The 23,665-nt window shown below is 70.1% G+C and carries 21 protein-coding genes; 5 read left to right on the forward strand and 16 right to left on the reverse strand.

All coding sequences use genetic code 11. The annotated features are described in order from the left end of the window. Positions 1-11: 11 nt before the first annotated feature. On the reverse strand, positions 12-266 hold the full coding sequence (locus ELI80_RS07175) for a hypothetical protein (protein WP_136650430.1): 255 nt from the start codon (positions 264-266) through the stop codon (positions 12-14). Between ELI80_RS07175 and ELI80_RS07180 the strand changes: the two genes are divergently transcribed. Genes ELI80_RS07180 through ELI80_RS07190 form a run of 3 tightly spaced genes read left to right on the forward strand, consistent with a single transcriptional unit; the run spans position 223 to position 4,514 of the window. Beyond that, positions 223-2,271, forward strand: coding sequence for a TonB-dependent siderophore receptor (locus tag ELI80_RS07180; RefSeq protein ID WP_136650431.1), 2,049 nt, complete (start codon positions 223-225; stop codon positions 2,269-2,271). The genes ELI80_RS07175 and ELI80_RS07180 overlap by 44 nt on opposite strands. A 3-nt stretch (positions 2,272-2,274) precedes the next feature. Next, positions 2,275-3,486: an MFS transporter gene (locus ELI80_RS07185; RefSeq protein ID WP_136650432.1), complete on the forward strand. Its 1,212-nt coding sequence runs from the start codon at positions 2,275-2,277 to the stop codon at positions 3,484-3,486. Beyond that, positions 3,483-4,514 (forward strand): siderophore-interacting protein, encoded by a 1,032-nt coding sequence (locus ELI80_RS07190; protein WP_136650433.1) that lies wholly within the window; start codon positions 3,483-3,485, stop codon positions 4,512-4,514. The genes ELI80_RS07185 and ELI80_RS07190 overlap by 4 nt, the downstream gene beginning before the upstream one ends. 14 nt (positions 4,515-4,528) lie before the next feature. On the opposite strand, the gene xylB is transcribed toward ELI80_RS07190, so the two are convergent. The 8 genes from xylB to ELI80_RS07230 all read right to left on the reverse strand — a co-directional run bounded on the left by xylB (position 4,529) and on the right by ELI80_RS07230 (position 12,980). Next, positions 4,529-5,956, reverse strand: coding sequence for a xylulokinase (xylB, locus tag ELI80_RS07195; RefSeq protein ID WP_136650434.1), 1,428 nt, complete (start codon positions 5,954-5,956; stop codon positions 4,529-4,531). A 4-nt stretch (positions 5,957-5,960) separates the two neighbouring features. Beyond that, complete coding sequence (locus tag ELI80_RS07200) at positions 5,961-6,626, reverse strand: HAD family hydrolase (protein WP_236641375.1); 666 nt, start codon at positions 6,624-6,626, stop codon at positions 5,961-5,963. Next, a complete protein-coding gene (locus tag ELI80_RS07205) occupies positions 6,623-8,083 on the reverse strand; it encodes a mannitol dehydrogenase family protein (protein WP_136650435.1) in 1,461 nt (486 codons plus the stop codon). The genes ELI80_RS07200 and ELI80_RS07205 overlap by 4 nt, the downstream gene beginning before the upstream one ends. A gap of 1 nt (position 8,084) precedes the next feature. Continuing rightward, positions 8,085-8,849, reverse strand: coding sequence for an L-iditol 2-dehydrogenase (locus ELI80_RS07210; protein ID WP_136650436.1), 765 nt, complete (start codon positions 8,847-8,849; stop codon positions 8,085-8,087). Next, positions 8,846-9,844 carry an ABC transporter ATP-binding protein gene (locus tag ELI80_RS07215; RefSeq protein WP_136650437.1) on the reverse strand — a complete coding sequence of 333 codons (999 nt, stop codon included), beginning with the start codon at positions 9,842-9,844 and terminating at the stop codon, positions 8,846-8,848. Before ELI80_RS07215 ends, ELI80_RS07210 begins: the two co-directional genes overlap by 4 nt. Positions 9,845-9,856: 12 nt before the next feature. Next, positions 9,857-10,687, reverse strand: coding sequence for a carbohydrate ABC transporter permease (locus ELI80_RS07220; RefSeq protein ID WP_136650438.1), 831 nt, complete (start codon positions 10,685-10,687; stop codon positions 9,857-9,859). A gap of 8 nt (positions 10,688-10,695) precedes the next feature. After that, positions 10,696-11,565 carry a carbohydrate ABC transporter permease gene (locus ELI80_RS07225; RefSeq protein WP_136650439.1) on the reverse strand — a complete coding sequence of 290 codons (870 nt, stop codon included), beginning with the start codon at positions 11,563-11,565 and terminating at the stop codon, positions 10,696-10,698. A 98-nt stretch (positions 11,566-11,663) separates the two neighbouring features. Next, positions 11,664-12,980, reverse strand: coding sequence for an ABC transporter substrate-binding protein (locus tag ELI80_RS07230; RefSeq protein ID WP_136650440.1), 1,317 nt, complete (start codon positions 12,978-12,980; stop codon positions 11,664-11,666). A 91-nt stretch (positions 12,981-13,071) separates the two neighbouring features. On the opposite strand from ELI80_RS07230, the gene ELI80_RS07235 reads away from it, so the two are divergent. Further along, the gene (locus ELI80_RS07235) at positions 13,072-14,004 is read left to right on the forward strand and encodes a sugar-binding transcriptional regulator (RefSeq protein WP_201740578.1); all 933 of its coding nucleotides are present in this window, start codon (positions 13,072-13,074) and stop codon (positions 14,002-14,004) included. Between the two features lie 20 nt (positions 14,005-14,024). Here ELI80_RS07235 and ELI80_RS07240 read toward each other — a convergent pair whose 3' ends face one another. Continuing rightward, entirely contained in the window at positions 14,025-15,206 is a 1,182-nt protein-coding gene (locus tag ELI80_RS07240) for a glycosyltransferase family 2 protein (RefSeq protein ID WP_136650442.1), read from the reverse strand. A gap of 104 nt (positions 15,207-15,310) precedes the next feature. On the opposite strand from ELI80_RS07240, the gene ELI80_RS07245 reads away from it, so the two are divergent. Beyond that, complete coding sequence (locus ELI80_RS07245; protein WP_136650443.1) at positions 15,311-16,150, forward strand: family 16 glycosylhydrolase; 840 nt, start codon at positions 15,311-15,313, stop codon at positions 16,148-16,150. Positions 16,151-16,219: 69 nt separating this feature from the next. On the opposite strand, the gene ELI80_RS07250 is transcribed toward ELI80_RS07245, so the two are convergent. From ELI80_RS07250 to ELI80_RS07280, 6 genes are all read right to left on the reverse strand, one after another. After that, a complete protein-coding gene (locus ELI80_RS07250) occupies positions 16,220-16,906 on the reverse strand; it encodes a sugar transferase (RefSeq protein ID WP_236641376.1) in 687 nt (228 codons plus the stop codon). Between the two features lie 648 nt (positions 16,907-17,554). Then, positions 17,555-17,803 carry a hypothetical protein gene (locus ELI80_RS07260; RefSeq protein WP_136650444.1) on the reverse strand — a complete coding sequence of 83 codons (249 nt, stop codon included), beginning with the start codon at positions 17,801-17,803 and terminating at the stop codon, positions 17,555-17,557. Between the two features lie 86 nt (positions 17,804-17,889). Further along, positions 17,890-20,340 (reverse strand): Wzz/FepE/Etk N-terminal domain-containing protein, encoded by a 2,451-nt coding sequence (locus ELI80_RS07265; RefSeq protein ID WP_161596435.1) that lies wholly within the window; start codon positions 20,338-20,340, stop codon positions 17,890-17,892. Further along, positions 20,340-21,356, reverse strand: coding sequence for a glycosyltransferase family 2 protein (locus tag ELI80_RS07270; RefSeq protein ID WP_136650446.1), 1,017 nt, complete (start codon positions 21,354-21,356; stop codon positions 20,340-20,342). Before ELI80_RS07270 ends, ELI80_RS07265 begins: the two co-directional genes overlap by 1 nt. Positions 21,357-21,364: 8 nt before the next feature. After that, positions 21,365-22,378, reverse strand: a complete 1,014-nt coding sequence (locus ELI80_RS07275; RefSeq protein ID WP_136650447.1) for a glycosyltransferase family 2 protein — start codon at positions 22,376-22,378, stop codon at positions 21,365-21,367. Then, positions 22,375-23,547, reverse strand: a complete 1,173-nt coding sequence (locus ELI80_RS07280) for a glycosyltransferase family protein (RefSeq protein ID WP_136650448.1) — start codon at positions 23,545-23,547, stop codon at positions 22,375-22,377. The genes ELI80_RS07275 and ELI80_RS07280 overlap by 4 nt, the downstream gene beginning before the upstream one ends. Positions 23,548-23,665 lie beyond the last annotated feature (118 nt).

Below are 23,665 nucleotides of genomic sequence, written 5' to 3' on the forward strand. Positions count from 1 at the left end.
CATGAACAGGATCATTGACTCAAACAATCAAGATTAATATCCAGCACGCATCGCGCCAGCCGCCGCCAGCGCCCGTGGAAATCGAAAACGTCCGGCGTCACGTCGCGGCGGATCACCATCGCGCTGCCCGGTGTCGTCTGCCCCCTCTCAGCCCAGCCGGGCCATGCGAGGCGGGGCGGCGCGGTCTCCGGGGCATCGTCCGACAGGCTTGAAAGGTCAAGAATGCGCCGCTCCCTTCCCTTCCTGCTGATGGCGAGCGTCGCCATGCCCGCGTCCGCGCAGGACAGCATCGTGCTCGACACCGTCGTGCTGGAGGCGGAAAGCGACGACACGCTGACCCAGTCGGGCTATGTCGCGACCGTGTCGCGGCAGGCGACCAAGCTGGACACGCCGGTGGCCGAGATCCCGCAGGCGGTGACGGTCGTCACGCAGGACCAGATCGAGGACCAGCGCCCGCGCACGCTGAACGAGACGCTGAACTACACCGCCAGCGCCAACTCCAACAACTACGGCTTCGACACCCGCTTCGACGCCTTCACGCTGCGCGGCTTCCCGGCCTACTACAACGGCGTCTTCCGCGACGGGCTGCGCGTCTTCAACTCGCCCACCGCGATCTACAAGGCCGAGCCCTACGGGACCGAGGGGATCGCGATCCTCAAGGGTCCGGCCTCGTCGCTCTATGGCGTGAGCGGCCCGGGCGGGATCGTCAACATCGTGACCAAGCGGCCGCTGGACAGGCCCTACCGCGAGATCGAGGCCGCGACCGGCGCCAACGACCGCGCGCAGCTGGCCTTCGACCTGTCGGGGCCGATGCGGGACGACCGCTTCAGCTACCGGCTGACCGCGCTGCACCGGAACGCCAACACCGATCTGCCCGGCTACGCCGACGACAAGACCTACCTCGCCCCGGCGCTCCGCTACGACGATGGCGTGACGAAGGTGACGGTGCTGGCGGAACTGTCGGAGACGCTGACCGGCGGCACGGCGGCGTTCTTCAACCCGGCGCTGGGCGAGGTCTCGGACCTGTATGAGGGCGACCCGGACTACAACGACTTCCGCCAGCAGCAGTGGCGCCTTGGCTACGAGGTCGAGCATCGCCTGACCGACGCGATCACCCTGCGCCAGAACGCGCGGATCACGCATGTGGACGCGGACCTTGAATACAGCGGCCACTACCCGGCCGGGGCGACGCTCGCGCGCTACTGGGGCCACTACCTCGAAGAGGTGGACAGCACGTCTGTCGACACCGCGCTGCAGTGGAACGGCCAGACCGGCGCGGTCACGCACGAGGTGCTGGCGGGCATCGACGTGACCCGTGCCGACTACGAGGCGCGGAGCCTTCTGGACTACGTCTCTGCCGCCTCCGCAGACGCGCAGGACGTGCCGTTCGCCAACGGGCAGGACACCGTGCAGAAGGGCATCTACCTGCACGACCAGATGAGCTGGGGCCGGCTCAGCGGCTTTGCGAGCGTCCGCTTCGACAGGGTGGACACGACCTCGATCGCGTCTGACCGCACGCGCACCACCCAGGACGACAGCGGCCGGTCCGGGCGGATCGGCGCCAGCTACCGCTGGGATTCGGGACTGGTCGCCTATGGCAACCTGTCCACGTCCTTCGCGCCCAACATCGGCGTCGTCTATGACGACGTGACGACCGACGTGACCCGCCCCGCCAACCCGACCCGGTCCACCCAGTGCGAGATCGGCCTGAAATACGCCCCCGACGACACCAACCTGCTGGTCACCGCCTCGCTCTTCGACATCGACCAGCGCGACGGCGTGGTCTACGACGCCTCGACCGGGCCCAACAAGCAGCGCCAGCTGGACCTGAACAGCCGGGGGATCGAGCTGGAAGCGGCCGCGTCGTGGGACAATGGCTGGTCCACCGTCGCGAGCTACACCCACATGCGCCTGAAGATCGAGGAAGGCGCCGCCGGCACCGACGGCAACGAGCTTTCCGGCACGCCCAACGACGTGCTGTCGCTGTGGGGCAAGTACGACTTCAAGGATGGCCGGGCCGCGGGTCTGGGGCTGGGCGCGGGCATCCGCTATGTCGGCGAGAGCTACGGCGACGACCTGAACACGATCCGGAACGACGATCGCGTGTTCGTGGACCTGGCCGCGACCTGGGACGTGCCGCAGGCGCCGGGCGTGCAGGCGCAGCTGAACGTCAAGAACGTCTTCGACAGCGAGAAGCAGACCTGCACCTCGGCCTTCTGCTATCGCGACGAGGGCCGCACCTGGACCGCCAGCCTGCGCAAGCGGTTCTGACGGATGGGACAGGCGGGCCAGGGCAGGTTGCTGGGGGGTCTCTGGGCCGCCTACGCGGCGCAAAGCGTTATCGGCGGGCTGACATGGGGCGGCCTGCCGGCGGTGCTGCGCGACCGGGGCCTGCCGCTGGACCGGATCGGCCTGCTGTCGCTTCTGATCCTGCCCTGGGCGGTCAAGTTCCTGTGGAGCCCGTGGGTCGAGGCCGCGCGCGTGCCGCCCGGCCGCGCCGTCCGCACGGCGGCCGTCGTGACGACCGGCGGCGCCGCCGCCGTCGCGGGGCTGGTCGTGACCGGGCTTCTGCCGCTGCACCCGCTGCTGCCCGTGCTCGCGGCGCTGCTGGTCGTGGCCTTCGCAACCGCAACCGTGGACATCGCGGTGGACGGCCATGCGGTCGGCGCGCTGGAGGGCCGCTCGCTGGGCTGGGGCAACGCCGCGCAGGTGGGCGGGGCCTATGTCGGCTCGGCCATCGGCGGCGGGCTGTTCGTCGTCATGGTCGCGCGCTGGGGCTGGACGGCGGGAACGCTGGCCATGGCGGCGCTGGTGGCAGTGCTGCTGGGTGCGTTCATCGCCGTCAGCCGCGACGCCACCCCCGCGCCCGCCGCCGTGGCGCGGCCGAGCCTGCGCCGCGCCTGGTCGCGGCCGGAAATCCGGCGCGGGCTCGTCCTGACCGCCGCTTTCGTCGTCGCGCAGAAGGCCGCGATGGGAATGTTCGGCCCCTACCTCATCGACCTCGGCCTGCCGCTGGCCACGGTGGGGCTGCTGGCGGGCGGCGCGAGCCTTGGGCTGGGGCTTGCCGGCGCGGTCGCAGGCGGCGCGCTGGTCCGCACGATCGGGATCGCCGCCACGCTGCGGGTCGCGCTGGCGCTGCAGGCGCTGCTGCTGGGCGTGATGGCGCTGAGCGCCGGGGGCATCGACCTGCCGCGCCCGGTCCTGGTCGGGTCGGCGCTGCTGGCCGGGTCGGCGGTGATGGCGATCGGCTTCACCGCACTTTACGCGCAGTTCATGGACTGGGCCGACCCGGCGCAGGGGGGCGTGGACTTCACGCTGTTCCAGTGCCTCGACGGCGCGATCAGCATGGGGCTTGGCGTCGCAGCCGGGATCGTGGCCGAGGCTTGGGGCTTCGGCGCGCTGTTCACGCTGTGCGCGGGCGCCGCCGGGCTGATGGCGCTGGTCCTGCCGGTCGCGCACGCAAGGCTTGCAGGGCACGCCGCATGATCGAGACATCGCTGCACCCCTGCCGGTCTGAGGCCCGGTCCGCCATCCCCTTCGCCGCGTTCGAGGCGCTGCTGCGCCACGAGGCCGAGGAGCACGACCTTGCGCTGGGCACTGCCCCGGACGGCTCGGTCTGGGCCGAGGTCGAAGGGGGCGAACTGGGCATCCGCCCCGACGGGTCGGGTTGCGTCCTGCTGGTCCACGCGCAGGGGCCCGACTGGCTGCACGCGATCGGCGAAACCGTTGACGAGCACCTGGCCCATCACCTGCCCGGCACGGCCGCGCTGCAATGGTCCGGGGCGCGGGCCGCCCACAGGCTGCCGCCGAACTTCAGCCTTGCCCGCATGGTCCGCGTGACCCGGCTGTCGGGCGACTTCCTGCGGGTCAGGCTGGAAGGCGCGAACCTTGCCCGGCTGGACCGCGACATGATCCATTTCCGCTTCGTCCTGCCCGGCGCGGCCGACACGCCCGCCCGCTGGCCGCGGGTCGGGGCCGACGGGCGGACGGAATGGCCCCCCGGCCTGCACCGCCCGGCCTACACGGTCAGCGCCATCGACCCGGACGCCGGCTGGCTGGAAACCGACATCTTCATCCACGCGGGCGGACGGACCTGCGACTTCGCCCAACGCACGCCTCCGGGGGCCGAGGTGGGTCTGACCGGCCCGGGAGGCGGCGGCATCCCGCGCGCGGCGACCCTGTCGATCGGCGGGGACGAGACCGCCTACCCCGCGCTCGCCCGCATCATCGCGGCGCAAGCAGCCCATGCGCGGATCACGGCGCAGCTGTTCGGCGACCGGGCGGATTACCCGTTTCCGGCCCATCCCGGCCTCGTGACCAGCCATCGTCCCCGCGCCGAGGCCGCCGTCGCCGCCGAGATCGCGACGGCGCCGCCAGCCGACCACTACTGGTTCGCGACGGAAAAGCCGCGGCTGGCGCCCCTGAGGCGCGCGATCCTCGACACCCTCGCGGTGCCAAAGTCGCGGACCCATCTCGCCGCCTACTGGAACGCGGCGGGATCCGCCGACGACTGACCGCCGTCGGCCGCTCAGCCCCGATACAGCGACCTGAACAGCGCCAGCCGGTCCGCGAACGCCGCGGCCAGGGCCGGGTCGGGCGCGATCTCGGCCGCGATGCGGGGTGGCGTGCAGACCTGCGCCGGGTCCGCGCCGGTCGCCGCCATCATCCCCAGCCGCGCGGCACCGAAGGCGGCGCCGAAGTCGCCCGCCTCGGGCACCAGCACCGGCAGCCCCAGGGCGGTCGCGATCGCGCCGAGCCAGTAGTCCGAGCGCGCCCCGCCCCCGAGCGCCAGCAGCGCCTGCGGGTCCGACCCCGCCGCCCTCAGCGCGTCCATGCAGTCGGCCAGCGCGAAGGCCACCCCTTCGAGCACCGCGCGCGTCAGCGCGGCCCGGTCGGTCGAGGCGGACAGCCCCTCGAACCGCGCGCGCGCCGTCGCGTCGTTGTGCGGCGTCCGCTCGCCCGAGAGATAGGGCAGGAACGTGACCTCGCCCGGCGCCTGCAACGGTCCCAGCCCGCCCGTCAGCTCGGCCGCGCGCGCCCCGGTGATCGAGGCGAGCCATTCGACCGCGGCCGAGGCCGACAGGATCACGCTCATCTGGTGCCACATGCCGGGCAGCGCGTGGCAGAAGGCGTGGACCGCGCTTTCCGGGCGCGGCAGGTAGCGGTCGGTCGCGGCGAAGATCACGCCCGAGGTGCCGAGCGACACGAACCCCTGCCCCTCGGCGACGGTGCCTGCGCCGACGGCAGTCGCGGCGTTGTCGCCCGCGCCGCCCGCGACGACGATGCCGGGGGGCAGGCCCAGTTCCCGCGCCAGGCCAGCGCGCAGCTGGCCGGACGGGGCGTTCCCCTCGACCAGGTCCGGCATCTGGTCGCGGCGCATGCCGGACGCCGAAAGCAGCGCGTCCGACCACGCCCGCGCGCCGGTGTCGAGCCAGCTGGTGCCGGCGGCGTCCGACATCTCGGCCACGTGCCCGCCGGTGAGCCACAGCCGCAGGTAGTCCTTGGGCAGCAGCACCCTGGCCACGCGGGAAAAGGCAGCGGGTTCGTTCTCGGCCATCCAGACCAGCTTCGGCGCGGTGAAGCCGGGAAAGACGATGTTGCCCGAAACCGCGCGGAATTGCGGGTCCGCGTCCAGCCGCGCGGCCTGCGCGGCGCTGCGGCCGTCGTTCCACAGGATCGCGGGGCGGATCACCTGGTCGCCCGCGTCCACCGTCACCGCACCGTGCATCTGGCCCGACAGGCCGATGCCCCGGACGGCGGAAAGGTCATGGCCCGCGCGCAGCTGGGCCAGCGCCGCGCGGGTCGCCTCGATCCAGTCGGCGGGGGCCTGCTCGGACCAGCCGGGGCGCGGGCGCGAGACGGTCAGCGGCGCCGTGGCCGAGGCGACGACGTTCGCGCCATCGTCCATCAGCAGCGCCTTCACCCCGGACGTGCCCAGATCGATGCCCAGATACATGCGCCTAGTCCCCCAGCAGCCGCGCGATGGTCGCGGGCAGTTCGGCCGCGTCCGCCACGATGGCATCGGGGTGGAGCGCAGGCAACCGCTCGGCCAGCCGCGCCTGGACCGCGTGGCTGCCGGCGGTAAGGCCGATCACCCGCATCCCCGCCGCCTTCGCCGCGCGCACGCCCGCGGCGCTGTCCTCGATCACGATGCAGTCGGCGGGTGCGACGCCAAGCCGTTCCGCGGCGAACAGGAACAGGTCCGGCGCGGGCTTGCCGCGCGCCACCTGCGTCGCCGAATAGATATGCGGCGCGAAGCGGTCCCACAGACCGGTCAGCTTCAGCGTCAGCTCAAGCCTCGGCAGGGTCGAGGACGACGCGCAGGCGCGCGGCATGTGGTCCATCAGGTCGAGCGCGCGGGCGATGCCCCGGATCGGCTGCAACTCGGCCCGGAACCGCGCGGCGAGGCTGGCCCGGTAGGCGTCGAGCTGCGAGGTGACGTCGATCCCGTGCTCGCCCTGGTAGATGCCGAGGATCTCGGACAGGGGACGACCGATCATGCGGTCGAAGATGTCGGCATCCTCGACGGGGACGCCCGCGCCGCGCAGCAGCGCGCCGAGTTCGGCCACCGACAGCGGCTCGCTGTCGACCAGCACCCCGTCGCAATCGAAGATGAGCGCGGTCACGATCCCAGATAGTCCCGCAGCGTGGCCGCCGTGCCGCGGTCCCACAGCATGGCAAGCCGGCGCGCGAACGGCCCGGCGAAGCGCGCATCCTGCCCTGTCGCGCCGTAGATGTCGGTCATGCCGAGCCACGCCTGCGGGTCGGTCCGCGCCGCCTGCGCAGCTGCCGTCAGGCGGTCCCAGTTCGGATCATTGGGTTCGATCGCGCTTCCGTCGTCGGCGGTGCCCGCGCAGTAGCGGCACCAGAGCGCGGATTCGAGCGCCAGCCCATCCACGGGCAGGCCCCGGTTCAGGCGGTCGGCGATCGTCGGGATGATGAACTTCGGCTGCCGGTTGGACCCGTCGAGGCAGAGCCGCCGCACCGTGTCGCCGATCTTGGGGTTGGCGCAGCGTTCCTTCACCTTCTCGAAATAGGCGTTCAGGTCGGTGTTCGGGACCTCGGGGACGACGGGGATGATCTCCTCCGTCTCGACCTTGTCGAGGAAGGCGCGGACGAGGTCGTCCTCCATCGCCTCGTGGACGAAGTGGATGCCCATCAGACCGGCCGGATAGGCCAGCGTGGCGTGGCCGCCGTTGAGGATGCGGATCTTCATCATCTCCCACGGGGTCACGTCGGCGACGAACTCCACCCCCGCATCCTCCAGCGGCGGGCGGCCGGCGGGGAAGTTGTCTTCCAGCACCCACTGGATGAAGTCCTCGGCGAAGACGGGGCTCGCGTCGTCCACGCCGAAGTCGTCGCGGATCATGGCCCGCTCGCGGTCGCTGGTCGCGGGCGTGATCCGGTCCACCATGCCGTTCGGGAAGGCGACGTTCCCCGCGATCCAGTCCGCGAGGTCCGCGTCCGACAGGCGCGCGGTCTCGACGACGGCCTCGCGCGTGACGACTCCGTTATGGGGGATGTTGTCGCAGGACATGACCGTGAATGGCGGCAGCCCCGCCGCGCGCCGCGCCCGCAGACCGGCGACGAGCATCCCGAACACCGTCCGCGGCGCATCGGGGTTCGCGCCATCGGCGGCGATGTCGGGATGCGCCGGGTCGAAATGCCCCGTGCTGGCGTCGATGAAATAGCCGCCCTCGGTGATCGTCAGGCTGGCGATCTTCGTTTCCGGCGCGGCCAGCCGCGCCACGATTGCGGCGGCGTCGGCGGCGGGCAGGTAGTCCACCATCGCGCCGATCACGCGCGCGTCGGACCGTTCCGCCGATTGCTCGACCACGGTGTAAAGGCAGCCCTGCGCCATGAGCGTCTCGCGCATCCGGGCATCGGACGGCATCACGCCCGCGCCGATGATGGCGAAGTCGTGCCCCTTGCCTGCGTTCATCAGCCGGTCGAGATAGACCGCCTGGTGCGCCCGGTGGAAGTTGCCGAGGCCGAAATGGACGATCCCGCCGGTCAGCGCGGCGCGGTCGTAGGACGGGACGGCGACCGGCAGGCCGCCAAGGGTGGAGTTCGAAAGTTTCATCTCAGCTCATCCAGTTGCCGCCGTCGACGTTGTAGGTCTGGGCGACGATGTAGTCGGCCTCGGGCGAGGCGAGGAAGATCGCCATGCCGGTGAGGTCGGCGGCGGTGCCCATGCGGCCGAAGGGAACGGCGGCGCCGACCTCGGCCTTCTTCTGGCCGCGCGGCTTGCCCTCGTATTCCGCGAACTTCGCGTCGACGCCGTCCCAGTGCTCGCCGTCCACCACGCCGGGCGCGATGGCGTTCACGTTGATGCCGTGCCGGATCAGGTCCAGGCCGGCGGACTGCGTGAGGCTGATGACGGCGGCCTTGGTCGCGCAGTAGACGGCGACCAGCGGCTCGCCGCGGCGGCCCGCCTGGCTCGCCATGTTGATGATCCGTCCGCCCTGCCCGCGATCGATCATGTGCCGCGCGACCGCCTGCATCGTGAAAAGCGTCCCGCCCACGTTGATCGCGAACAGCCGGTCGTAGCTGTCGCGGGTGATGTCCACGATGGGGGCAAGGTCGAACAGCGCCGCGTTGTTGACGAGGATGTCGAGATGGCCAAGCGCCGCCACCGCGTCGGCTACGCCCGCGTCGATGCTGGACTGGTCGGTCACGTCCATCACGACCGGATGCGCGCCGATCTCCGCGGCCGTCGCCCGCACGCCCGCTTCGTTGATGTCGGCGATGGCGACGCGCGCGCCCTCGCGGATATAGGCTTCCGCGAAAGCCCGCCCGATCCCGCGCGCCGCCCCGGTGATGAGCGCGGTCTTTCCCTGCAACCTCATGCCGCCAGCCCGTCCGCGCCGAAGCGGTAGATGCGCCCGTCCTGCGGCGTCAGCCAGATGCGGTCGCCGTGATCCACGGGGATCTCGCCCGCCGCCCGCGCGATGACGTGCGTGCCGCCGTCAAGATCGACGTGCAGGAAGGTGTCGGACCCCAGGTGCTCGGCCACGCCGACGCGGCCCGCGAAGGCGCCGTCGGTCGTGGACAGGTTCCAGTGTTCGGGGCGGACGCCGATGGCGTGGGCGCCCATGCGGGCCGCCGCCTCGCCCTCGATGAAGTTCATGTTGGGGCTGCCGATGAAGCCCGCGACGAAGCGGTTGGCGGGGCTGCGGTAAAGGTCCAGCGGGCTGCCCACCTGCTCTACCCGGCCCGCGCGCAGGACCACGATCTTGTCCGCCATCGTCATCGCCTCGACCTGGTCGTGGGTGACATAGACCATCGTCGTCTTCAGCTTGTTGTGCAGCTCGCTGATCTCCACCCGCATGTTGACGCGCAGCGCGGCGTCGAGGTTCGACAGGGGCTCGTCGAAAAGGAAGGCCGACGGCTCGCGCACGATCGCGCGGCCGATGGCCACGCGCTGGCGCTGGCCACCCGACAGCTGGCCCGGACGGCGGTCGAGATAGGGCGTCAGGTTCAGGATCCCCGCCGCGTGGTCCACCCGGCGCGCCTGCTCGGCGGCATCCATGCCCGCCATCCGCAGCGGAAAGGAGATGTTCTTGCGCACCGTCATGTGCGGATAGAGCGCATAGGACTGGAACACCATCGCAAGCCCGCGCCGCGCCGGCGGCGCCTGCGTCACGTCGCGCCCGTCGATCAGCACCCGGCCCGAGGTCACGTCCTCGAGCCCCGCGATCAGCCGCAGCAGCGTCGATTTCCCGCAGCCCGATGGGCCGACGAAGACGACGAACTCTCCGTTCTCGATCTGCAGGTCGGCGCCGGGGATGACCTCGACATCGCCGAAGACCTTGCGGACGCCCTGAAGCGTGATGCTGCCCATCACCGTTCCTTCTTATTTCACCGCGCCGAACGTCAGGCCGCGGACAAGTTGCTTCTGGCTGAACCAGCCGAGGATCAGGATCGGCGCGATCGCCATCGTGCTGGCTGCCGAAAGCTTCGCGTAGAACAGCCCCTCGGGGCTGGAGTAGCCGGCGATGAACGTCGTGAGCGGCGCGGCATTCGCGGTCGTCAGGTTCAGCGTCCAGAACGCCTCGTTCCACGCAAGGATCACGTTCAGCAGCGCGGTCGACGCGATCCCCGGCACTGCCATCGGGGCAAGGACGTGGCGGATCTCGTCCCAGAGCCGCGCCCCGTCCATCCGCGCGGCTTCCAGGATCTCGGCCGGGATCTCGCGGAAGTAGGTATAGAGCATCCAGACGATGATCGGCAGGTTGATGAGCATCAGGACGACCAGCACGCCCACCCGGCTGTCCAGAAGCCCGAAGCGCTGGAACAGGATGTAGATCGGGATCAGCACGCCGACCGCCGGCATCATCTTGGTGGACAGCATCCACATCAGCACGTCGCGGGTGCGGCGCGCGGGCTGGAACGCCATCGACCACGCCGCGGGAATTGCGACCAGCAACCCGACCGCCGTCGATCCCAGAGCGATGATGACGGAATTGAGGAAGTGGCTGAAGTAGTTCGACCGCGACTGCACCTCGGCATAGCTCTGCAGCGTCCAGTCGAAGTCGAGGAACCGCGGCGGGCTCGCGATGGCGTCGGCCTCGGTCTTGAAGCTGGTGAGGATCGTCCAGAGGATCGGGAAGAAGATGACGATCGCGATGCCCCAGGCGAGCGCGGTCATCACGGCCTTGCGGGTGGTGGAAACCTTGCGTGCCATGATGCCCCTCAGTCCAGTGCCTTGCCGATGCCGCGCATCAGGAACAGCGCGACGATGTTGGCGAGGATGACGGCGACGATCCCGCCGGCCGATGCGCCGCCCACGTCGAACTGCAGCAGCGCCAGCGAATAGACGAGATAGGTGAGGTTGGTGGATTCGTAGCCCGGGCCGCCGTTGGTCGTGACGAGGATCTCCGCGAACACGTTCAGCAGGAAGATCGTCTCGATCAGGATCACGACGGTGATCGCGCGGTTGAGGTGCGGCAGGATCAGGAAGCGGAACCGCGACCACGCGCTCGCGCCGTCCATCTCGGCCGCCTCCATCTGCTCGCTGTCGAGCGATTGCAGCGAGGTCAGCAGGATCAGCGTCGCGAAGGGCAGCCACTGCCAGGCCACGATGATGATGATCGACAGAAGCGGGATCTCGGCCAGGAAGTCGATCGGCTGGAACCCCAGCGACTGCGCCGCATAGGCGAACAGGCCGTTCGTGGGGTTCATGAGCATGTTCTTCCAGACCAGCGCGGACACCGTCGGCATGACGAGGAACGGCGCGATCACGAGGATGCGGACGACCCCCTGCCCCCAGATCGGCTGGTCGATCAGCAGCGCCAGCGCGATCCCGCCCGCGACCGTGACCGCGAGGACGCCCCCTACCAGCAGAAGCGTGTTCCAGAGCGCGGTCCAGAAGCCCGGATCGCCAAGGAAGTAGGTGTAGTTGATGAAGCCCGCGAACCCGGTCTGGGTCGGGTCGAGCAGGTTGTAGCGCTGGAAGCTGAACCACAGCGTCATCGCCAGCGGCACGATCATCCAGGCGAACAGGAGGATGACCGATGGCGCGACCATCAGGCGCGCGAGCGATCTTTGATGCTGCGTGGCCATGCGACCCCCTCCGCTCCTTCGGTTGGCAGGGCGGGATCAACCCGCCCCGGTCGTTTCTCAGACCCGCGCCGCTTCTGGCCGGATCATTTCAGGACGGATCACTTCGGGTAACCGGCCTTCGCCATCTCGCGCGTGGCGAGGGCCTGCGCCTGCGTCAGCGCCTGGTCGGGGCTGACCTGCCCCGCCGCGGCCGCGCTGAACTGCTGGCCGACGGCCGTGCCGATCGCCTGGAACTCGGGGATCGCGACGAACTGGCCGCCGGTATAGGGCGTGTCCTTGACCGACGGCTTGTCGGGCGTCGCCGCGTTCATCGACATCAGCGTCATGTCCGCGAAGGGCGCCTCGGCCTTGTAGTCCGCGTTCTCGTAGAGCGAGGTCCGCGTGCCGGGCGGGGCGGCGCGCCAGCCTTCTTCGGTCGCCACGAGGTTGGTGTAGTCCTTGGAGGTCGCCCAGGCCACGAACTTCTCGGCCGCTTCCGGGGCGTCGGTCGAAGCGGGGATCCCCAGGTTCCACGACCACAGCCAGTTGCCGTGGTTGTCCACGCCTTCCTTGTTCGGGAACTGTGCGAAGCCGACCTTGTCGGCGACGGTCGACTCCCCGGGGTCGGTCACGAAGGACGCGGCGACCGTGGCGTCGATCCAGATCCCGCACTTGCCCTGCTGGAACAGCGCGAGGTTTTCGTTGAAGCCGTTCGAGGACGCGCCGGGCGGGCCGAACCTGGTGATCGCGTTGACGTAGTCGGTCGCCGCTTCCTTCCACTCGGGCTGGTCGAACTGCGGCTTCCACTCGGCGTCGAACCACGATGCGCCGTAGCTGTTGGCCATGGCGGTCAGCAGCGCCATGTTCTCGCCCCAGCCGGCCTTGCCGCGCAGGCAGATCCCGGAAATGCCCGCGTCGCGGTCGGTCATCTTCTCGGCCGCGTCCAGCACCTGCGCCCAGGTGGGGCTGTCGCCCAGGGTGACTCCGGCCTTCTCGGCCAGGTCGGTGCGATACATCACCATCGCCGATTCGCCGTAGAACGGCGCGGCGTAGAGCTTGCCGTCCACCGACAGGGCCGCGCGCACCGCGGGCAGCAGGTCGTCCGTGTCATAGTCCGCAGGCAGCGCGTCCAGGGGACGAAGCCAGTTCTGCCGGGCCCAGATCGGGACCTCGTAGTTGCCGACCGTCACCACGTCGTACTGCCCGCCCTTCGTGGCGATGTCGGTCGTGACGCGCTGGCGCAGGATGTTTTCTTCGAGCGTCACCCATTCCAGCTGGATGTCCGGGTTCTTGGTGGTGAAGTCGCTCGCCAGCTTCTGCATCCGGATCATGTCGCCGTTGTTCACGGTGGCGATCGTCAGCGTTTCGGCCCCGACAGGGACCGCCAACGCGGATACCGCGCAAGCGCCCATGAGAGCACGCATCTTGTAGGTCATGGCTTCCTCCCGAAGCGGCATTTGCCCGCAGTCTGGGCAAATGCTCACACTCCGTGCTAGGATTGTCAAACGGATTCAAGGAAGGCGCCCCGTGTCCGAGGAACATGCACGGCTGGAACAGGCGGCGCGGGCGGCGTGGCTCGCCCATGTCGGCGGCCTGACCCAGGACGAGATCGCGCGGAACATGGGCATTTCGCGGCAGGCGGCGCAGCGGCTGGTGGCGCAGGCGCAGGCGGCGGGGATCGTCAAGGTCCGCATCGATCACCCGCTCACCGCGTGCCTGAACCTTGGCGCGGCGCTGCAGGACCGCTTCGGGTTGCGGCTGGCCGGGGTCGCGCCGTCCGGCACTGGCCTGGCCGGCGTGGCCCGCGCCGTCGCCGACATGATCGAACGCGAGCTGCTGCGGCCGGAGCCGATCACCCTTGCAGTCGGAACCGGCCGCACCCTGCGCGCGGCGGTCGAGCAGATGGGCCGGATCGACTGCCCCCGGCACCGGATCGTCTCGCTCAGCGGCAACATCGCCCCCGATGGATCGGCGGCCTATTTCAACGTGCTGTTCTCGCTGTCCGAACTGGTCACCGCCCGCAGCTTTCCGCTGATGGTGCCGGTGATCGCCGCGAACGCGGCAGAGCGGGCGGCGCTGCACCGCCAGCCGGGCAACATCCGGGTGATGCAGATGGCGGCGGGCGCAGATACCGCGATCGTGGGCCTTGGCACCTTCGGCCCCGACGCGCCGCTGCGAAAGGACGGGTTCCTGACGGCTGAGGAAATCGCCGACCGCCAGGCCGCCGGCGCCGTGGGCGAGATCTTGGGCCACGCCTATACCGTCGAAGGTGCGTTCCTGCCGCAGGACGACCGCGTCGCCTCGGCCCCCCTGCCCGACCCGGGCCGCGCGCTGGTCGCCGCCGCAGCCTGGGGCGAGCCCAAGCGCGAGGCGATGCTGGGCGCGCTGCGGACCGGGCGGCTGAACGCGATCTTCACCGACGAGGATACCGCGGCCTGGCTGCTGGACCACACCGGCTGAGCGCCGGTACGGGCCGAGCGTCAGTCCGGGGACGCGGCGCGGGCGAGCCATGCCGCCCAGTCGGGCGCGTCCGCCGCAAGGCCCGGCGGCTCGCCGCGCGACGCACGGGCCGCGACAAGCGCCGCCGACGCTGCAGGCGCAACGGGCCAGTCCGACCCGGGCGGGGGCATCTGCGGCGGGGCGGCCATGTCGGCGGCCGGTGGGGTCGCGCCCGTCTCTGCCGCCTTGCGCCGCCGGCGGTCGATGACGCTTCCCGCCAGCCGCCGCAGCATCTCGGGCTGCACCAGCCGCGGCAGCACCGCGCCCACCCGGCGCGCCTTGATGTCCGCGACGAGCCTTTCGTAGCGCAGCGCGTTCCGCAGATCGCGCCCCATCGTCCGGGCCGTGCGCCGCGCCACCGGATCGGCGATCGTCGGCAGCGCGTCGTGTGCCGCCAGCATCGCTTCGACAGTTTCGACCGACAGCCGGTGCGAGACCGAGCCCGCGTGGCGGCGATAGGCGTAAAGGGGATCGGGCAGCAGCAGGAACGTCGCCCCGTCGATCAGCAGCCGCAGGACCAGGTCGTAATCCTCGCCGATCCGCAGCGTCGGGTCGTAGCGGCGGCGGCCCAGCACCGACCGCCGGATCACCGGCTTGAGGTAACCGAAGGACGGCAGGTCCGCCCCCGGCGCGTTGCCGCGCAGCCAGAGGTCGAGCGTCAGCGGCATCGGCGACGCAAGCTGCAGGCCCTGCAGCAGCGTCCGGCCGCCTGCCTGCTCGGCCGCGCCGAAAAAGACGAGGTCGTCGGCCACGATGTCAGCGCCAGCGTCCGTCGCCGCCTCGATCAGACGCGAAAGACGTTGCGGGTGGATCAGGTCGTCGCTGTCCACCACGGCAATCCAGTCGCCCCGCGCCGCGTCGAGCGCAAGGTTACGGGTCACGCCGGGCCCGCCGTTCCGCGCCGAGGCGATCACCCGCACGCGCGGATCGGTCCGGGCCAGACTGCGCGCGATGGCCACGCTGTCGTCGTCGGACGCGTCGTCGGCGACGATCAGCTCCAGCCGCCGCTCGGACTGCGCAAGGACCGCCTGCATCGACACCGAAAGGTAGCGCGCGCCGCGGTAGTTCGCCATGATGACGGAAACGACCGGCGACGGCCCATCGCCATGGTCCTGTGATGTCTGGCCGTCCAGGTTCATCGTGACGCCGCCACCGGTTTCCATGCCCGCTCGCCTGCCGGCAGACCAGCAGGGCTGCGCGGCTTGTATCGCGCGCGGCCCGGGGCGACAACCGGACTTCCAGAGGCCGTGCAGACAAGGAACCACCGATGAATGCACCGAACCCGATCCATCCGCTGCCGCTTGCGGTCCTGATATGCGCGGCGCTCGCCGGCGCCCCGTCCGCGCAGGAGGCGATCGCGACCGATCCGTCGGCGCCGTTTCCGGAAGCGCCTGAACAGGCGGGCTTCCGTGATGACTTCGACAGTCTCGACAAGGACCGCTGGTATGTGTCCGACGGCTGGACCAACGGCGAGCACCAGGATTGCCACTGGTCGGCCGGGGCGGTGCAGGTGAAGGACGGCAAGCTCACGCTGTTCCGCATTCCCGCCCCGCCCGCGCCTGCCAGCGGCAAGTCCCTTCCGCCCCGCTGCGGCGAGGTGCAGACCAAGGGTTTCTTCCGCTACGGCACGTTCGAGGCGCGGATCCGTACGCCGAAGGCGTCGGGGATGAACGCCTCGGTGTTCACCTATGCCGGGCCGGTGCACGACTACCCGCACAGCGAGATCGACATCGAGATCCTGACCCGGAACCCCGGCGAACTGGCGTACAACACCTTCGTGGACGGCAAGCCGATGAACGGCAAGACCGTGCCCGTCGCGCCGCCGATCGACGAGGCGTTCCACGACGTCGCCTTCCGGTGGGGGCCTGACGGGATCACCTGGTACACGGACGGCGAGGAAACCTACCGCACCGCGCCCGGTGCGACCCTGCCGGACTTTCCGCAGAAGCTCTACATGTCGCTGTGGAGCACGACGAAGCTGGTGGACTGGATGGGGCCGTTGCGCAAGGACGTCGGCATCGAAAGCTACGAGATCGACTGGGTCGCCTACACGCCACTGGACAAGGCGTGCCTGTTCCCGGAGTCAGTGACCTGCAAAGCGCCGTGAGCGCACAGCCGAAACGGAAAAGACCGCCGCGGTTGCGGCGGTCTTGCCAGTCGTCCGGTCAGTGCTTTTTCAGTGCGCGCCGCGCGACATCAGGATCGCCGGCACGGTCAGCGCGATGATCCGCATGTCGCGGAGCAGGCTCCAGTTCGTGACGTAGAACCGGTCGAGCCGCACGCGCTCGGCGTAGGTCGTGTCGCTGCGGCCGCTGATCTGCCAGAGCCCGGTCAGGCCCGGACGGGTCGCGAGGTAGTACTTGCCCGACGCGCCGTAGTAGTCGAGCTCGGCGTTCACCACGGGCCGCGGACCGACGAGGCTCATCTCGCCCGACAGCACGTTGAGAAGCTGCGGCAGCTCGTCCAGGCTCAGCTTGCGCAGGATCGCGCCCAGCGGCGTCACGCGCGGATCGTTCACCAGCTTGCGCTTAAGCTTCCACGTCGCCTCGTCCGCGGGATTGTCGCGGAAGTGCTGCGCCAGCACCTCGTCGCCGTTCACGACCATGGTGCGGAACTTCCAGCAGCGGAACTCGCGTCCCCGGAAGCCGATGCGGCGATGACCGTAGAGAAGGGGCCCCGGATCGGTCAGCTTCAGCATGACCGCGACCCCGATCACCAGCGGCAGCAGGAACGGGATGCTGAGGACGACAAGCAGGATGTCGAGAATCCGCTTGGGCGTCCCCCCGACCGGAGCCGACGCCAGCGGCATGACCGCGGGCTGCGGCATCACGTCGCGCGGGCTTGCAACCTTGCCCAGAGCCATTGCAGGCACTTCCTGTTTGTGAACGGAACTGAACTCGTCGACCGAAACTAACTGCATCATCACACCTGCTTACCCAAACCCTCGGAACCACCCAGACACGCGCCCTCAACGGAGGACGAGAACGGCCGCCAAAAAGACGAGCGTAAGATGTGTTTAAATAGCTCTGCATTCAAGGCGAAATCCAGACTTGCATGCCTGCAAAAGGACGTGGCGTTCCGCCAGCCATTCTTCTCGTATAGGTTGAGTGATATCATTGGGTGCGCGCGTTCGGCGGGAACTCGGCTGCGAAAAGCGGATGTCGACTTTCATGAAGCAGATGAAGGCGGGCTATTACATCGCGAATGACGCGATTGTGACTTTTCTCGCAGGGTCTCTGGTAAAGCCGCCGTACTTCAACGCACGAATTGTTCAACAGCAATTCCTGTCGAAACTCGCCCGTAACAAGACTCGACCTGCGGAGTTGCACGTCTCTGGCGTGTGTGGCCAGCCGGTGGCGAATCCCCGCTTGAGAGAGATTCGGTTCAGGCGTCAGGGCTGCAGCCCTTCGACCCTGGTCCGCTATCTTGGTGCCCGCCCTGCGCCACGGCACGTTTAGAGCCGCGGCGACTGCCAAGAGTGCTTCAGGGCCCGGTACGGGCCGCGGTCTGTTCAGGGCAGCAGGGATCCGTGCTCGGTAACAATGATCCGGTCAGGCTGGCGGGCGCGTCTGCGGGCCCGCGGCCGCACCCGGCCGTTCGCCGCGAAAGCGATCCAGGCCAGCAGGATCATCTGCATGGCGACGAGCATTCCGAAGGACAGCAGGGCGATGACCGTGAGCGGGAGCCGGGCGAGGGCGCCCGCGATCAACGTGCCCACGAGCACGGCAACCTCGAAGACAAGGAATCGAATCACGAACATGGGTCCCCCTTGCACGCAAGGGTAGACCTGCTGTCCAGACCGATCCAGCATCCATTTGATTAACTTTTACTTGGCTGTGCCTAAAGCTAAACGGAATTGTCTCTTTTCGGTCGCAACGACAGATATCCTTTCGAGCGACTCAGATAGTTCTCCATCGCTTCCGGAACGAGGAAGGACCGGAGCCGACGCAGGTTGACGCGGTCGTAGACGACGCCCAGGCATTTCTGCTGCAGTTCCGGGTGATCGCCCAGGGTCGTCTCGACCATGCTGCGGGGCGTGCGGCCCCATTCGCCGACCACGATGAACTGCTGCAGCTCGTGCAGGATCGCCCGGCCCTGCGCCACCGGGTAAAGCGGCGGGACGTCGACCACGACCGAGCTGAAGGTCTTGCACGCATCGGCCAGCAGATCGCGCAGCAGCTGGTCCGTCAGCAGGTCGTCGGATGCGCCGCCCCCCGCCAGCCCGCAGGGAAGGATCACGATGTTCGTGTCGGCGATGCCGACCAGCATGTCGCGCCAGTTGCCGTTGCGCGTGACCGCGTCGGTCAGCCCCGGCTTGCGGTCCAGCCGCAGCATGCGGCTGAGCGCGCGGCCGCGCCCGTCGGCGTCGATGAGCAGCACGGATTCCGTTCCCAGCCCAAGCTGCGCGGCCAGGTTCAGCGACACCGCCGCCCGTCCCGCATAGGGGTGGAACGAGGTGACACCCGTCACCTGCACGCCCCGGTCCCGCGTGGCAGAGGCGAGGCGGACATGGCGCAGCGTCTCGGCGTAGACAGAGTTCGGGTACATCAGCACCGGCACGAAGGTGCGGATCAGCGGCACCTGCGGCCGCTTCAGGACCGGCAGCGTCTCGCCGGTCGGCTTCTTCAGCGTCGGCACCCGCGGGGGCTGCGCCGGCACGGGCTGGCGAACCGCGCGCGGCGGCGCGCCGCGGGGCAGGATCGGCAGGTGGCCCAGGAAGCGCAGGCCGGAATAGTCGGTCACGTCGGCCGCCGTCCGCATGAAGCGTTCACGGCTTTCACGCAGCGCAGCGACAGCCGCACCCAGGAACAGGCCCAGCAGGGTCGCGGCCAGCACGGCGCGGATGGTGCTGGGGCCCGACGGCTTCGGCGGCACCTGGGCATAGGACAGGATCCGGACGTTCGATTCCGGGAACGACTGCTGCTGCTCGATCTCCTGCGAGCGGGTCAGGGTCGTCTGGTACAGCTGGGACAGCGTCGCCGCCCGTTCCTGCAGCGCCCGCAGGCGGACGAAGTTGGCGGCCTGACCGGTGTTGCGTTCGGTGGCCTCGGCAACGCTCGTCTGCAGCGCCCCGACGCGCGCCTCGGCGACGTTGAGCGCGCTCTGCGCCTCTTGCCGCTGGCCCTGCAGTTCGACGAACAACCGCTCGGCCGTGGTCTCGAGCGTCCGGCGCAGGCCGGCCACCTGCGGATGGTTGGGCCCCCCTGCCTGGATCAGCCCCTGCAGGCGCGCGCGCACGTCGTTGTAGGTGTCGAGCCGCGCGACCAGCGCATCCGACATCTCGCCGCCGATGGAGAGCGCGTTGCCTTCGGTCAGCCCCTCGACGCCGCCGGCGATCGCCTGGTCATAGGTGTCCAGCACCGCGCGGGCGCGCGCGGCCTCGCTGATCGCCTCGGACAGGCTCGCATTCAGTTCGGCCAGCGACTGTTCGGTCAGCAGGGCGCCGGTCGAGGACGCGACCAGCCCGTTCTCGGTCGCGAACCGCTCGGCGGCGTCGGCGGCCTCGCGCGCCTGGCGCTGCTGGTCGTCCAGCCGCGCCTGCATCCAGGCGTTCGTGCGGCCGACGGATTCGGCGTTCGAGGTCAGGATGTCCTGGATGTAGGCGTCGGCATAGGCGTTCGCGACATCCGCCGCGATGACCGGATCGTAGGACGTGACCCGGATGGCGACGGCGGTGCTCTTGGCGACCCTGAACACCTCGACGGCGTCCTTGAGCTTCATCGCCGCCAGCTGCCGCTGCGGATCGACGGCCGTCGCCGCAGCGCCCGTCGCGGCCACCTCGGGCCCCGCGCCGCCCGGCAGCCCGCCCGTCACCGTGTCGGGCGGAGAGACGAGGGTGTTGACCTGGTCGCGCAGCCAGTTCACCGGCGCGAAGATCGTGTCGAACACGCCGCCCACGGCCGTGGCGAGCCCCGACGAGGGCGGGTCCAGGAACTGCGGGTTGGTGTCCAGCCCGGTGACGTCCAGCACGTCGTAGGCCAGCTTGTCGGACCCCAGCACCACGCGCGCATTCTCGATCATGTCGGCGGTCAGCACCGTGTCCATGCCGCCCGCCTGCCGCACCGCGCTGTTCTGGTTGCTGTCCAGAAGCAGGTTCGCGAAGGCGTCGTAGGTGTCGGGCTTGGACTTGACGTAGATGAGCCCCAGCGCACCCATCAGGATCGCGGGCGCGAGGATCGTCATCCGCTGCCGGCGCAGCGCGACCATGAGCCGGCGCAGGTCGATGGTCTGTACCTGCGATCCCGGCGTCACGCCGTAGGCGTTGACGGGTTCATAGGGTCTGAGTTCGCGCGACATCATGTTCCTTTCGGCCCCATCCCGTTCGGCCCGATTCCGTCCGCCGCGATGGGCGCGGCGGGTGTGGCGCCTTCCGGCGCGGTCCCGTAAAGTTCGATCCTGGGCGCGCCCGCAAGGTAGGCGCCCGCGCCCACGTGCAGCGCGGCCCGCATCAGCTGGCGATTGCGCCGGACCGGATCGCCCGCACCGACCAGCGCCATCCCGCCGCAGGCCGCCGCCTTGGCCGCAGCGATCCCTGCTGCGCGCAGCCGGCCCGCGCGGCTGCGGCCCCGGGCAACGAGGCTCGCGTGCGTCTGCCCCATCCGGTAGCGGCGCTTCAGCAGCCACTTGAGGCTCGCCCGGTCCTGCGGCACGACCTCGTGGACGACCGCGCCGGGCGCGAAGGCGATCCGCCCGCCCGCGGCGAGGTAGTCCGAGAAGAAGGCCGTGTCCTCGCCCCCCGTGCGCCCGCGGGCCACGTCGAAGCGCAGGCCCTGCAGCGCAGGGTCCGCCATGTCGAACAGCGTGTTGCCCGTGTAGCCCGAGATGATCGTCCCCTTGCGGTCGGTCACCGGCAGCGTGTCGTGCAGGCCGCCGCGTTCAAGCCACCGGGGCGAGCCCGGCTGGTACATCGCGCGCACCGGCCCCAGCACGACCCCGAAGGGTCCGGCGGGGTCGCGCTGCCCCTCGCGCCAGGTCTGCACGGTCTGTTCCAGCCACTCCGGTTCGGCCGTCTGATCGTCGTCGAAGGACACGTGCAGCCGCGCGCCCGTCGCGCGGGCGTGGTCCAGCAGCGCGTTTCGCGCGATCGAGATGTTGCGCTCGGGCGCGTGCAGGTAGGTGATCGGCAGCGGGTGGCTGGCCGCGATCCGGGCCACCAGCGCCTGCGCCGAGGGTGTCGTGTCGTTGTCTGCGATCGCGATCCCGACCGTCATGCCGCAGGGGCGCAGGCGGGCGAGCGATTCCAGCGCTCGGGCCAGTTCCGGCCGGCGAAAGGTGCAGATGCCGATCAGCAGTTCGGGGTCTTGTCCGTGCATGGGCGTTCTCATCCTGCGGCGGCGATCGAGGGGGCGGGCCGCGGGGCGAGCCACTGCCGCCAGAACCCGACCGACCAGGCCATGTGCATGGACCCCGCGACGAAGCCCGACAGCAGCCCCGCCGCGCTGCGGGTCTGCAGCGCGATGCCGGCGCCGCCGGCAAGGCAGGCCAGCACCCATATCAGCAGCGGCAGCGCGAAGATCGCGCTCAGCGGCGACAACGCCACCAGCGCGACGGCGGGGGCGAGCATCGCCACCACCGCCTGCCGCAGGCCGGGCCGGGCGCCGTGCTTGATGAGATTGCGCGCCCGGCCGCGGCCGAAGTTGAAGTACTGGCGCATCAGCGGTTGCAGCTGCCGGCGCGGGAAATAGATCAGCCGCGTCTTTCCCGTCAGCCAGATCCGGTAGCCGGCCGCGACCAGGCGGCGGTCCAGCTCCGCATCCTCGTTGTGGCTGAAGGTCGGGTCGTAGCCGCCCACCGCCCGGAACGCGGACGTCCGCATCAGCGCGTGGTGGCCGTGATCCACCCACACCCCGCCGCCCGCCAGCCTGTGCGCCGAGCCGCCGTTGCCGATCCGCGAGTTCTGCGCGTCGGCTATGATGCGCTGCAGAAAGGCGTCGCCCTGCGCCTCCATCGACACGACGACGCTGTCTGCGCCCGTGCGCTCGGCCTCGGCCAGCAGCACGTCGCCGAAGTCGGGGGGATAGGCGCTGTGCGCGTCGAGCCGCAAGAGCCAGGGATGATCGTCGCCGAACCGCTCGACCGCCAGGTTCACCGCCGCCGCCTGCAGCCGGCGCGGGTTGTCGAGCAGGCGCACCCGCGGGTCGCGGGCGGCGCGGGCGCGCACGATCTCGCAGGTGCGGTCGCGCGACCCGCCGTCGGCCACCACGACCAGCGCATCGCGACGGTCCGCAAAGGCGGCGATGCCGTCCAGCACCTGCGCAATGTGGGCTTCCTCGTTCAGCGTCGGAATGACGATCAGCACCTTGCCGGCGCCGAGTTCGGGCATGACGGACCTCATGTCGGCTGCTCCGCCGGCACGGGCGCCGCGCCGCAGATCGCCCGCGTCAGCAGGTGGCATTCGGCGTCGTCCATTTCCAGCCGGCCCCGCGGGATCGCCGCAACGGCGGCGCGCAGGCGGCGAAGCGCGGCGGCGTCGATCGCCAGCAGCGTATCGGCCACGGCCGCCGGGTCGGGGTCAGCCCCGCCCGCGCCCGGCACGATCACGCCGCAGTCCCAGGACTGCACCCGCCGCGCCACCTCGGTCCCGTCCAGCGCGACCGGAACCGCGCCGTTCAGGCAGCCTTCGTAAAGCCGGTTCGGCAGCAGCCAGTCGGAGTTCTGGCCGGCCTGATAGCGGTCGATCAGCCAGGCCACGTCCACCTCGGCGTAGATGCGGGGAAGGTCGTCAGGCCAGCTGTAGGGGCCGAGAAACTCGAGGTCGGGGTTGGCCTCCACGATGGCGTGGAAATCGTGCATCACGTCAAGGGCGGGACGGCCGCGCAGGCGCACCCTGATCCGCCCCGGCTGGGCACGGGTCACCGCATCCAGGGTCATGAGCGACCAGCGGCAGCGCAGCATCCCGAACCAGCCCACGATGAGCGGTCCGCCGTCCTCGATCCCGCCCGGCGCCGGGGTGGCCGTCACTGTCCCGGCGGGGGTCCCGGCGGAGCGCGCGAAGGGCTTGTTCTCGACCAGCAGCGTCGGCGTGTCGGGCTGGCCGAAGTCCCGCAGGTAGCGCGCGGCGAACGCGGGAGAGGAGATCACGACGAGCCTGCTGGCCCGCAGCAGCGCCGCCTCGACCCGGCGGAGGACCCGGCTCGCGGGCCCCTGCCCCAGCATCATGCCGTGGATATCGAGCAGTTCGTAGACCAGCCGCCCGGGCCCCGGCCGCCGCTTCAGCAGCGCCGCGCCGAGCGCCAGCATTTCCAGGTTGCGGGCCAGCACCACTTCGGTCCCGTGCTCGGGCGCGGGCACCAGCCGGGCGATGCGCGGCAGCGCCGCCATCACGGCGCGGACCCGCTGGACCATGCGGCCGTTCGCGGTAGTCCCGAGCACGACCGCAGGCTCGCGAAGCGCGCCTTCGCCCCGCCGGAACCCGGCGACGGTCACGCCCGCGCCGCCGCGCCTGAGCATGTCCACCCGCCGCCACACGGACGGGTCGTCAAGATCATGGGCAAGGTAGGTCACGCGCAAACATGTTCTCCGGTCTCGGCAGCCGTATTCCGGACGGACAGGTGCCGGGAAACAAGCTCATACTCGATAAAACTGAACCGACTGCGCCATAACCGACTTTGCGGCATCAGAA

Source organism: Paracoccus aeridis, assembly GCF_004923205.2.
Classification (GTDB): Bacteria; Pseudomonadota; Alphaproteobacteria; order Rhodobacterales; family Rhodobacteraceae; genus Paracoccus; species Paracoccus aeridis.